General features: G+C 39.1%; 9 protein-coding genes and 1 pseudogene. 2 read left to right on the top strand and 8 right to left on the bottom strand.

Features of this window, described 5'->3' with window-relative positions; genetic code table 11:
* Positions 1–108 precede the first annotated feature (108 nt).
* Positions 109–714: a cob(I)yrinic acid a,c-diamide adenosyltransferase gene (cobO, locus tag Q1K78_RS05505; protein WP_300175252.1), complete on the top strand. Its 606-nt coding sequence runs from the start codon at positions 109–111 to the stop codon at positions 712–714.
* Positions 715–798: 84 nt separating this feature from the next.
* On the opposite strand, the gene Q1K78_RS05500 is transcribed toward cobO, so the two are convergent.
* The 3 genes from Q1K78_RS05500 to apbC form a co-directional block, all read right to left on the bottom strand.
* The gene (locus tag Q1K78_RS05500) at positions 799–2,937 is read right to left on the bottom strand and encodes an AsmA family protein (RefSeq protein WP_300175250.1); all 2,139 of its coding nucleotides are present in this window, start codon (positions 2,935–2,937) and stop codon (positions 799–801) included.
* Positions 2,938–3,112: 175 nt separating this feature from the next.
* A complete protein-coding gene (udk, locus tag Q1K78_RS05495; protein WP_300175248.1) occupies positions 3,113–3,760 on the bottom strand; it encodes a uridine kinase in 648 nt (215 codons plus the stop codon).
* Positions 3,761–3,864: 104 nt separating this feature from the next.
* Positions 3,865–4,932, bottom strand: coding sequence for an iron-sulfur cluster carrier protein ApbC (apbC, locus tag Q1K78_RS05490; protein WP_300175246.1), 1,068 nt, complete (start codon positions 4,930–4,932; stop codon positions 3,865–3,867).
* A 133-nt stretch (positions 4,933–5,065) separates the two neighbouring features.
* Here apbC and metG point away from each other — a divergent pair.
* Positions 5,066–7,126 (top strand): annotated as a pseudogene (gene metG, locus Q1K78_RS05485) (methionine--tRNA ligase).
* 87 nt (positions 7,127–7,213) lie between these two features.
* Here the strand turns inward: metG and pyrF are convergent.
* The 5 genes from pyrF to rpsA all read right to left on the bottom strand — a co-directional run bounded on the left by pyrF (position 7,214) and on the right by rpsA (position 11,595).
* Positions 7,214–7,918: an orotidine-5'-phosphate decarboxylase gene (gene pyrF / locus Q1K78_RS05480; protein WP_300175244.1), complete on the bottom strand. Its 705-nt coding sequence runs from the start codon at positions 7,916–7,918 to the stop codon at positions 7,214–7,216.
* 69 nt (positions 7,919–7,987) lie between these two features.
* Positions 7,988–9,157 carry a lipopolysaccharide assembly protein LapB gene (gene lapB, locus Q1K78_RS05475; protein ID WP_300175242.1) on the bottom strand — a complete coding sequence of 390 codons (1,170 nt, stop codon included), beginning with the start codon at positions 9,155–9,157 and terminating at the stop codon, positions 7,988–7,990.
* A gap of 7 nt (positions 9,158–9,164) precedes the next feature.
* The gene (locus Q1K78_RS05470; protein WP_300175240.1) at positions 9,165–9,449 is read right to left on the bottom strand and encodes a lipopolysaccharide assembly protein LapA domain-containing protein; all 285 of its coding nucleotides are present in this window, start codon (positions 9,447–9,449) and stop codon (positions 9,165–9,167) included.
* A gap of 133 nt (positions 9,450–9,582) precedes the next feature.
* Positions 9,583–9,864 carry an integration host factor subunit beta gene (gene ihfB / locus Q1K78_RS05465; protein WP_045102545.1) on the bottom strand — a complete coding sequence of 94 codons (282 nt, stop codon included), beginning with the start codon at positions 9,862–9,864 and terminating at the stop codon, positions 9,583–9,585.
* 57 nt (positions 9,865–9,921) lie between these two features.
* Positions 9,922–11,595 (bottom strand): 30S ribosomal protein S1, encoded by a 1,674-nt coding sequence (gene rpsA / locus Q1K78_RS05460; RefSeq protein ID WP_300175236.1) that lies wholly within the window; start codon positions 11,593–11,595, stop codon positions 9,922–9,924.
* Positions 11,596–11,637: the final 42 nt, after the last annotated feature.

Raw genomic sequence — 11,637 nt, 5'->3', positions numbered from 1 at the left:
AACAATTGATAGATAATAAAAATCCCGATATGGTTCTCCTATCGGGATTTTTTATATCTCAAATAAATCTTTAACGTATCCCTATCCTTTTTTAACGGAATAAAAACTATGACAGACCAAGATAAAAAAGATGAACGTTATAAACAACGTCAGTCAAAAATAAAAGACAACGTCGATAAACGTGTAGAAGAAGCACAAATAGAAAAAGGCTTGTTAATCGTTGTCACGGGCAATGGGAAAGGAAAAACAACCTCAGGCTTTGGTACTGTTGCACGCGCTGTAGGTCACGGACTAAATTGTGTGGTTGCTCAATTTATTAAAGGTACATGGGATTGTGGTGAGAGAAACCTATTAGAAGGCCATGGTGTCCCTTTTCATGTAATGAAAACAGGATTTACTTGGAATACTCAAGATAAAACAGCCGATACAGAAGCTGCACAGCGAGTGTGGCAAGAGTGTAAAAAAAGTTTAGCCGACGAGTCAGTTGATCTGGTTCTATTGGATGAAATGACTTACATGGTAACTTACGGCTATATAGATCTAGATGAATTAAAAACGGTATTAGATAATCGTCCAAAAATGCAATCTGTCGTAATCACTGGTCGAGCTGCACACCGTGAATTAATAGAAATGGCCGATACCGTTTCTGAAGTTCGTAACGTTAAACACGCGTTTGATTCTGGGGTAAAAGCGCTGAAAGGCATAGATTGGTAAGTAATATCAATATCCTGTAATGAAAAAAATGGCCTGTATCATTAAGATCACAGGCCATTTTTATATTGTTATTATTGATACCGATTAATTAAACAACCCTTTTAACAATTTATTCGCTGCTTCTTTTACTTTTTCATCTTTGATTTTATCGCCATATTTTTCTTCTAATTTCTCAATACCACGATCAATTTCTTTTTTCGCTTTCTGCTGCATTACATCGTCAAATTCAAGTTTATACTTTGGTTTTGCCCAAGGCCCTGTAATTCGAATAGGGATTGTAACATCTTTAAGATCATTGATATCTTTACCACCCTGACCTTTTAGTGAACCAACGATTGACGTTTTAATTAACATATTCGCCGTTTCATTAATGTAATGTGCAGAGCCTTCGCCATGAATTCTTAATAACGGCGAAATCATTTTAATATTTTTAGTTGTCGCATTACCTTTTGATAAATAAAAGTCTGCAGACAATGCACTAAAATCTGTCTTTTCAGCCTCTTCACTGCCGTTAACTTTTTCGCCTTTAATCTTGGCATAAGTAGTTCTGATTAATAATGGAATATTTACCCCATTAACAGCACCATCGGAAAAGTTAATCGACACTTTACCTTTTAAATTTTGTTTCAATGCTGTCGGTTTTAAACTTTTACCTGATACATTAATGGCAATATTACCCGTCCCTTCAATCAAACTTTCTCCCATTACATCGATTAACAATGGTGCGACTTTAACCCCTTTAATTGATTGCTTAACAGTATAACTTGGCGTCGATTTGCGAGCATCAAGAGTCGCCGTCATATCAATAGCACCACGGTATAAATCAGAATGGAACTTACTTAGCGTCAATACGCCTCGGTTTACCGAGAATACTGATTCTACATTCTGCATTTTTGCGTTATTAGCTTTAAATTGGTCAATGATGATCGTGCCCGCTACATCCAGTGTTTTTAACGTACTTAAATCAGGTTCCTGTTCTTTTACTGGTGCTGAAGTGGAATGGTTCGATGAACTAGCTTTACCCGTATCTGCCGTCTTTTCTACATCACTTTTTGGAAGTGTTGCTAATAACGCATCAACATCAATATTTGGACTGCGTAAAGAAAAACGTACTCTAGGGATATCTTTTAACTCTACACTCGCCTTACCATTAAAATCAGTTTCTACAGCGGATAAGGTAAGTTTCTCTACTTTCAATAAGGATTTATTTAAATCAAATGAAGTATTAAAACCAATAACCGCGGTAACGTTCTCATTTGGTAACCCTTTACCTGTAACATTATTAGTACTTTGGAATGACTTAATACGAATAATATCTAATGCTTTAGGTACATTAACGGCAAAAGAAGAATCAGAGTTAACCATTAACTCATTTGCCTTTCCTTTTGCAATAAGTTTAATATTAGCCCATTCACCAAAAGAAAATTGATCAATCGTGAAGGTAATGTCATCAAATTTATTCACAGCATCTGAATATGAGGCCGTAAACTCAGTTTGCTTCAAGGATGCCGCATCCAATGTGGTTGCGATATTTAAATCAGTTTTACCAGCAAGTGATATTTTCTGTTGACCTAAATCGCCTTTCATATCAAAAGCTAAATGCGCCCATTCTCCAGGGCTAAATTGAGACAATGATAAATTTATATCACTCAGTTTTGTTTTTGATCCCGCTTTATCATCTTGAATAAGCACTTCTGCATTCGTTAAAGCAATACCTTCTAGTGTTATTTTCCAATCATTAATATTTGTACTCGGCGGAGTCGTGTCATTAGCATTAACGGTAACATTGGAGTCTTTGGATACTGGAACTTCATTCTCAACCGATGTTTTTTTAGGTGCTAAATTTTCAAGATTAGTCGAACCATTTTTTAGCGTATGCAACGAAAAAGAGGCACCATCTAAAGTCACTAGCCCTATATTAATTTCATGTTGAAACAATGGGCGAACATTAAGATCTAAAATTGCATTATCAAATTTAACTAAATCTGGAGTTGCGAACCCTTCAGGGTTACTTAATGCTGTTTTTCCAATGGAGAAACCAATGGATGGAAAAAATCGCCATTCAATATCACCATCAATAGTTAATTGACGACCAGTTTGAACTTCCACTTGCTCTTTTATCAAGGGTTTAAAATCGTTAGGGTTAACAAGTAATACCAGCACCAATAAAGCGGCAATGATAGCGATAAACGGTATGCTAATTAATAGGGCTATTTTTTTCACGGCCAAAATCCATCTAAATGTGTTGAAATAGTAACGGTTGTGTTAATTATGCCACTACTTAAGCATAATAAACATAGAGTTATCTATAGTTATATACCTAAATAACGGGAAGTAACAGAAATCAGACAAAAAAAAGACCAACGATAACGTCGGTCTATTTATTTAATATCGTTTATTATGCTTTCAGTAAACGAGAAATATGTGCTTTCAATACATCAATTGCAATACGGTTTTTACCGCCACGAGGAACAATAATGTCTGCATGCTGTTTTGATGGGTCGATAAACTGCAGAAACATCGGACGTACTGTTTTTTGGTATTGTTCAAATACCGATTCCATAGTACGACCTCGTTCTTCTACATCACGCTTAGCACGACGTAATAGACAGATATCTAAAGGGGTATCCATGAACACACTTGCGTGCATTAAATTACGTAAACGTGGATCTGTTAATAATAGGATACCTTCAAGGATAATAACCTTTTTAGGCGTCATTACTTCAACGTCTGTTGTACGTGTGTGCTCAGTATAACTATAAGTCGGAATATTAACCGCTTCACCACGCATTAACTGCTCAAGATGCTCACTCAGTAATTGGTGATCGAGTGCATTTGGATGATCGTAATTCGTTTTGACTCTTTCTTCCATGGTCAGGTGGCTTTGGTCCTTGTAGTAACTGTCTTCAGTTATTACGCCAATTTGGTGGTCGCCAACTTTTGCTCGTAGTTCGTTATAAATAGTCGAAGCGATCAGACTCTTACCTGAAGCTGATGCCCCTGCAATACCTACGATAATACAGTGATGATTACTGTTCTCTGACATAAAAGATACCTAAAGTGTGCGAGATACGGTTATTAATATAAAACCGCCTGATTATAAGGATTACCCAACAGACTTTCCAGCCAAAATTTCACTTAACTTTGATCCTACAATGACTTGAACAATATTTGGTCAACCACAACCTCTCCTTGCCAATATAATCGACTTGAAACCTGCTCGGCCAACTGAATATAAAGCTGACTGTGAGCACTAGACGTATCAGAGACAACACTTGGCGTACCTGAATCACTTTCACTGCGAATATCAATATGTAAAGGAAGCTGTCCTAATAAAGGAATAGAATAATGCTGAGCCATCAATGCTGCACCACCAGAACCAAAAATAGCTTCTTCATGTCCACAATTAGAACAGATATGAACACTCATATTTTCAACGACACCTATGACAGGAACGTCTACTTTAGTAAACATATTTACGCCTTTTATCGCATCAGTTAGCGCTAAGTCTTGTGGCGTTGTTACGATAACGGCTCCTGTGGTTGGGATCTGTTGTGACAAAGTAAGCTGAATATCCCCAGTACCCGGTGGCATATCGATAATCAAATAATCCAGGTCAGGCCATAACGTTTCATTCACTAATTGCGATAAGGCTTTCGATGCCATAGGACCGCGCCACACCGCAGCTTCTGATTTATCAACCAAATAGCCTATTGAATTACTGTAAATACCATGAGCCTCAACTGGCATCATTCGATTATTATCAACAATATTTGGTTTTTTATCTTCAACGCCGAGCATTAATGGAACTGATGGACCGTAAATGTCGGCATCTAATATTCCCGTTCTTGCTCCTAAATGTTGTAATGCTAATGCCAAATTAACTGCTGTTGTTGATTTACCAACCCCTCCTTTACCTGAGCTAACAGCAATAATGTTTTTTACACCCTTTACTGCTGACTTATCTGTTTTTAACGTTGCCGTTTTAGACGTCACCATAAATTGTAAAGACGGAAGAAGTAGACGCTCTTTTTGTTCTTCGACCCAAGAGAGCAAATCATGTTTTATCGAATCAGATACAAAAGGGAAAGTCACGGTAATAACACCCGTAGCAGCTATCAACACGATATTTGAAATGTCAGCCCAACCTTCACAAAGTTGCGGATGCGTGAATTCATTTAACCAATTTTTAATCTCTGCCATCGTTGTAAAAGCCATCTTGCCTACTCCTTGATTATTTTTACTCATCCTATCACTAATTGAATCCTTGATCCTCTATGCTTTCTAGCTCGCTTCAGGTACTATTTATCTCTTAAAATTTTCACCCATCACATTAAGCGAAAGAGAAGATATGGCTACCGATCCGAGAAAAATTCTGGTTACATGTGCCCTACCATATGCAAATGGTTCAATCCACTTAGGCCACATGCTTGAGCATATCCAAGCGGATATCTGGGTTCGTTACCAACGCTTACGTGGCAACGACATTAACTTTATTTGTGCAGATGACGCTCACGGCACACCAATCATGCTTAAAGCTCAACAGATGGGCATTACTCCTGAAGAGATGATTGCAGCAGTTAGCGAAGAACATCAAAAAGATTTCGCAGGCTTCGACATTAGCTTTGATAACTATCACAGCACACACAGTGATGAGAACCGTGAATTAGCGTCTAATATCTATCTAGAACTGAAAAAAAATGGCTTTATTACTAGCCGTACTATTTCTCAGTTATTTGATCCAGAAAAAGAAATGTTCTTACCGGATCGTTTCGTAAAAGGCACTTGTCCGAAATGTAAATCGGAAGATCAATATGGTGACAACTGTGATAATTGTGGTGAAACATATAGCCCAACCGATTTAATCAACCCTAAATCAGCCGTTTCTGGTGCAACACCAGTAATGAAAGATTCTGAGCATTTCTTCTTTGACTTACCTCAGTTTGAAAGCATGTTAAAAGAGTGGACTCGTTCTGGCTCTCTTCAAACTGAAACAGCAAACAAAATGCAAGAATGGTTTGAATCTGGTTTACACCAATGGGACATCTCTCGTGATGCACCTTATTTTGGCTTTGAAATCCCAGGTGAAACTAATAAGTTTTTCTACGTTTGGCTAGATGCTCCAATTGGCTACATGGGTTCATTCAAAAACCTTTGTAATAAACGTGATGACCTAAACTTTGATGAATACTGGAAGAAAGACAGCACGACTGAGCTTTACCACTTCATCGGTAAAGATATTGTCTACTTCCACAGCCTATTCTGGCCTGCCATGCTAGAAGGCGCTGGATACCGCAAACCAAACAATGTATTTGTTCATGGTTAAGTAACCGTAAATGGCGCAAAAATGTCCAAATCAAAAGGCACGTTCATTAAGGCGGGGACTTACTTAAACCACCTAGACCCAGAGTGCCTACGTTACTACTACGCTGCTAAACTTAACAGCCGTATTGATGATCTTGATTTAAACCTTGAAGATTTCACTCAACGTGTAAACTCTGATGTCGTAAACAAGATTGTTAACCTAGCTTCTCGTAATGCTGGTTTCATTACTAAACGTTTTGATGGCAAGCTTTCTGATAATTTTGTAGCTCCTGATCTTTACAACGAGTTCGTTGCTGCTGCTGATCGTATTGCTGAGCTATACGAAACACGTGAGTTTAGTCGCGCTATTCGTGAAATTACCGCTCTTGCTGATAAAGCAAACCAATACATTGATGAAAAAGCACCTTGGGTTCTTGCGAAAGAAGAAGGCAAAGAACAAGAGCTACAAGAAGTCGCTTCTGTAGGTATTAACTTGTTCCGCGTGCTGATGGCTTACCTAAAACCAGTAATGCCTGAACTTGCAGCGCGAACTGAAGCCTTCTTAAATGAAACGTTAACATGGGAAGGGATTGCACAACCTCTAACGTCTCATGAAATCACGCAGTTTAAAGCACTGTTCAACCGTATTGATCCTAAGAAAGTAGAAGCAATGGTTGAAGAGTCAAAAGAAGATGCCGCAGTTGAAATGGCTGCAAAAGAGAAAGCAGAAGCGGAAAAAGAAAAAGCAAACCAAACAGAACTAGACAAAGAACCAATCGCGGATGAGATTGAATTCGATGCGTTCGAAGCTGTTGATATGCGTATTGCTAAAATTATTTCTTGTGAAGCAGTACCAAAAGCAGATAAGTTACTTAAATTCCAACTGGATATTGGTGGTGAAATGCGCCAAGTATTCTCTGGTATTAAATCTGCGTACACCCCCGAAGAATTAGTTGGTAAGCACACTGTTATGGTTGCTAACCTAAAACCTCGTAAGATGAAGTTTGGTATGTCTGAAGGCATGATTCTGGCTGCTGGCCCTGGTGGTAAAGATCTTTGGATCCTTGAACCACACGAAGGTGCTCAACCTGGTATGCGTGTAATGTAACTCTTCTCTTTATAAAAGAGAACTTACAATAAAAATAGAGACCATACGGTCTCTATTTTTTTATCTGCATTTTTTATAAAGAACAGTTTATAAAACGGAAGCCAACGACAAATTAATGTCATGCAATACCTGTGATGGGTTTTCAGCTTGCGTAATTGGGCGACCAATAACCAAATAATCAGATCCTGACGTTATCGCATCTACCGGCGTCATAATACGCTTCTGATCACCAACCGCAGATCCTGCAGGGCGAATACCTGGTGTCACTAACTTAAACTCTTTGCCTAGGTCAGCGTTTAACATTGGTGCTTCTTGCGCTGAACATACAACACCATCCAAACCACTATTTTTAGTCAATGCTGCAAGACGTTTCACTTGTTCTTGTGGCGCAAGATCTAAACCAATACCCGCTAAATCTTGTTGCTCCATGCTCGTTAAGACAGTCACACCAATTAATAATGGACGATCTTTGCCGTACGGTTCTAAAATTTCACGCGATGCTGTCATCATACGCTCACCACCACTAGCATGAACATTTACCATCCAAACGCCCATTTCAGCCGCTGCACGTACTGCTTTTGAACAAGTATTAGGGATATCATGAAATTTTAAATCTAGAAAAACAGAAAAACCACGCTTATGAAGTTCCTTTACAAACTCAGGGCCAAATAGAGTAAACATCTCTTTACCCACTTTTAATCGGCAAGAACTAGGATCAATTTTATCAACAAATGAAAACGCATCTGCTTGATTATCATAGTCTAATGCAACGATTACCTTTTGGTCTTTCATTTTATCTCCTTGGGAAATTAATCTACTTTCATTTTATTCAAAAAAAGAGGCACAAACTGTGCCTCTTAATTATTCACCATCTAAACCTTTAATCGGTTTAATGACACCCCACCCTTTACAAGATGGACATTGCCAAAATAATCGATGAGCAGAAAAGCCACACTTACAACAACGGTAGTTTGGCTTCATTTTCAACTGCTCCCCTACCAAGTGCTGTAAACTTGCTAGACTTGCTTTTGCTCGACCGTCTTCAGCCTCATCAACATGATAGCCCATCAGACGATAAAAACCTTTCATTGTAGGGTTTTTAAGAAGCTGCTTAGTCATATAACCTTGCGCTAATGCTGTCCCTTCATGCTTAGCAATAAGATTAGATAACATTAGTTCAGCACTTGCCCCTGCGCCTTTAGAAATGGCTTCTTTTAAGAAGTTAAGTAATGAACCTTCTCTATCTAAATGTTCATAACACTCAGCTAAAAGCGGCAATGCTTCGCTTATAAAGTCGATATCCTGATCTAGTACAGATTCTAGCTGGCTAACAGCTCCTTTGTAGTTCTCTTCTTCTATAAGTAATTTAGCCATCATAATCGATGCTCGTACACATTGATTATCAATCGATAATGATTTTTTTAGATTCTGCTTTGCTTTATTTATATTATCATCAGCAAGTTCTTGCATAGCTAACTCACAATAATAATGAGCAATATCGGGTTTTAATTTCTTTTTACCCATTTTGACTAAGCTATTTGCAAAGTTAATCGCCTGCTCCCACTCACGAGTTTGCTGATGAATCGAGACAAGTTGCAATAAGGCCGCTTCTCTGTGATCGGGTTCATCAACAAGCTGTTCAAATATTTTTTCTGCTCTATCTAGAATACCAGCAACCATGTAATCTTTAGCCAATTGCTGAAGAGCAATATTACGTTGATCTAACGTTAAATTTGGACGAGCGATGAGATTTTGATGAATTTTAATTGCGCGATCCACTTCACCACGGCTTCTAAAAAGATTACCCAGTGCAAGGTGCGTATCAATGGTGTCGCTATCGACTTGAAGGAGCTCAATGAAGTGATCTACCGCTTTATCTGACTGATCAGATAGCAATAGATTCAGACCCGTCACGTATTGACGAGACAGGTGATTAGTTTCTCTTTGACGTTGTTGTCCAGCATTCCGATTACCCATATACCAACCATATCCGGCGGCAATCGGTAATAATAGGAATAGCAATTCTAACATTCAGCCATTACCCTTTTGTTGAGTCTAAGCGTAATTTATCAAGCTCTATCGTTTTCTTTTCAAGGCGTTTACGCAAACGACGTTGAGTCATATTCACTTTCAAATACATGCTACCACAAATTAACCAGCCTAAACCGAAGCCAGTCGCAAAGAAAATACCCAGTAACGTCGATAGCTGGAAATTATCCTGTGCTAATAAATAATTAAAATTAACCACTATCTGATTCTGTGCACCCACAGCTAATGAAATCAGAAATAGCGCAATTAATAAAACGGCAATTACAATTTTCACTGGTCTTCCCTCCAGTTAATGAATATCTACAGTATCTTATTTTACAACTATAAAGATACACCTAAATGCACTGAAAATGAACATAAAAAAACGGCATACTCAAAAGTATGCCGTTTTTATATACCAATTTGCATTAGCTGAAATTCACACGTTCACGCAGTTCTTTACCTGGTTTAAAATGAGGAACAAACTTACCGTCTAATTCCACTTTATCGCCAGTTTTCGGATTACGACCTAAACGAGGCTCTCGATAGTGTAGAGAAAAACTACCAAAACCACGAATCTCTATACGATCACCGCCTTCTAGCGTTGTTGCCATCTGTTCAAGGATTTCCTTGACTGTATCTTCAACCTGCTTAGCAGAAAGTTGAGGCTTTTTACTACACAGTTGTTCAATCAGTTCAGATTTTGTCATGAATGACCTCCTACGTTATCGAAAGAAAAGGGAGCATTACGCTCCCTTTAAATTTACTTACTCGCCTTTAGCTGCTTTGAAAGCGTCAGCCATTGCGCTACCGAAACCACCATCTTCTGGTTGAGTATTCAGTGTAGCCATTGCTTCTTGCTCATCAGCTTCATCTTTAGCTTTGATAGATAGGTTAACTACGCGGTTCTTACGGTCTACACCAGTGAACTTCGCTTCAACGCTATCGCCAACGCTTAGGATTAGAGATGCATCTTCAATACGGTCACGAGAAAGCTCAGAAGTACGGATGTAACCTTCTACGCTATCTGCAAGAGTAATTGTAGCGCCTTTAGCGTCAACAGCTGAAACAGTACCGTTTACTAGAGTACCTTTCTTGTTGTCTGCTAGGTAGTTGTTAAATGGGTCTTCTTCCATTTGTTTAACACCTAGAGAAATACGCTCACGCTCAGCATCAACAGCTAGAACAACAGCAGAGATTTCGTCGCCTTTCTTGTACTCACGTACCGCGTCTTCACCTGTAGCATTCCAAGAAATGTCAGATAGGTGAACTAGACCGTCGATACCGCCGTCAAGACCGATGAAGATACCAAAGTCAGTGATAGATTTGATCTTACCAGTAACGTGGTCGCCTTTAGCTTGCGCTTCAGCGAATGTCTGCCAAGGATTAGCTTTACATTGCTTAAGACCTAGAGAGATACGACGACGTTCTTCGTCAATCTCAAGAACCATAACCTCAACTTCGTCGCCTACATTGACAACTTTAGAAGGGTGGATGTTCTTGTTAGTCCAATCCATTTCAGAAACGTGTACTAGACCTTCAACGCCTTCTTCGATTTCAACGAAGCAGCCGTAGTCAGTTAGGTTAGTAACACGACCAGAAAGTTTGTGACCTTCTGGGTAACGCTTAGCGATAGCTACCCATGGATCTTCGCCAAGTTGCTTAAGACCTAGAGAAACACGAGTGCGCTCACGATCGAACTTAAGAACTTTAACATTGATCTCGTCACCAACATTTACGATCTCAGATGGGTGCTTAACACGCTTCCAAGCCATATCTGTGATGTGTAGTAGACCGTCAACGCCACCTAGATCAACGAATGCACCGTAGTCAGTAAGGTTCTTAACGATACCTTTAACTTCCATGCCTTCTTGTAGAGAAGCAAGTAGCTCATCACGTTCAACACTGTTTTCTGATTCGATAACAGCACGACGTGAAACAACAACGTTGTTACGTTTTTGGTCAAGCTTAATTACTTTGAACTCTAGCTCTTTGCCTTCAAGGTGCAGAGTGTCGCGTACTGGACGTACATCAACAAGAGAACCAGGTAGGAATGCACGGATACCGTTAAGTTCAACTGTGAAGCCGCCTTTAACTTTACCGTTGATAACACCCATAACTGTTTCAGCATCTTCGTATGCTTTTTCAAGTTGAATCCAAGCTTCGTGACGCTTCGCTTTCTCACGAGAAAGTTGAGTTTCACCGAAACCATCTTCAACAGCGTCAAGAGCAACGTCTACTTCAGAACCAACTTCAACTTCAAGTTCGCCAGCAGCGTTCTTGAATTGTTCAGCTGGGATTGCTGCTTCAGATTTAAGGCCTGCGTCAACAAGAACGAAACCGTTCTCGATAGCAACAACAACACCTTTAACGATGCTGCCTTGTTGGAATTCAGTTTCAGATAAAAACTCTTCAAAGAGTTGAGCAAAAGATTCAGTCATTAATTTGATCTTCAATTATTAAACGTCCATGGGTATCCTACC

Source organism: uncultured Aliivibrio sp., assembly GCF_946479765.1.
Lineage (GTDB): Bacteria > Pseudomonadota > Gammaproteobacteria > Enterobacterales > Vibrionaceae > Aliivibrio.
Note: the sequence above shows the minus strand (reverse complement) of the source record. Positions and strands in the feature narration are given on the sequence as shown.

Excerpts from the sequence above, each read along its gene's own strand:
- cobO (WP_300175252.1), top strand. The coding sequence starts at position 109 with ATGACAGACCAAGATAAAAAAGATGAACGTTATAAACAACGTCAGTCA.
- udk (WP_300175248.1), bottom strand. The coding sequence starts at position 3,760 with ATGTCAGAGAACAGTAATCATCACTGTATTATCGTAGGTATTGCAGGG.
- apbC (WP_300175246.1), bottom strand. The coding sequence starts at position 4,932 with ATGGCTTTTACAACGATGGCAGAGATTAAAAATTGGTTAAATGAATTC.
- pyrF (WP_300175244.1), bottom strand. The coding sequence starts at position 7,918 with ATGAAAGACCAAAAGGTAATCGTTGCATTAGACTATGATAATCAAGCA.
- lapB (WP_300175242.1), bottom strand. The coding sequence starts at position 9,157 with ATGTTAGAATTGCTATTCCTATTATTACCGATTGCCGCCGGATATGGT.
- ihfB (WP_045102545.1), bottom strand. The coding sequence starts at position 9,864 with ATGACAAAATCTGAACTGATTGAACAACTGTGTAGTAAAAAGCCTCAA.
- rpsA (WP_300175236.1), bottom strand. The coding sequence starts at position 11,595 with ATGACTGAATCTTTTGCTCAACTCTTTGAAGAGTTTTTATCTGAAACT.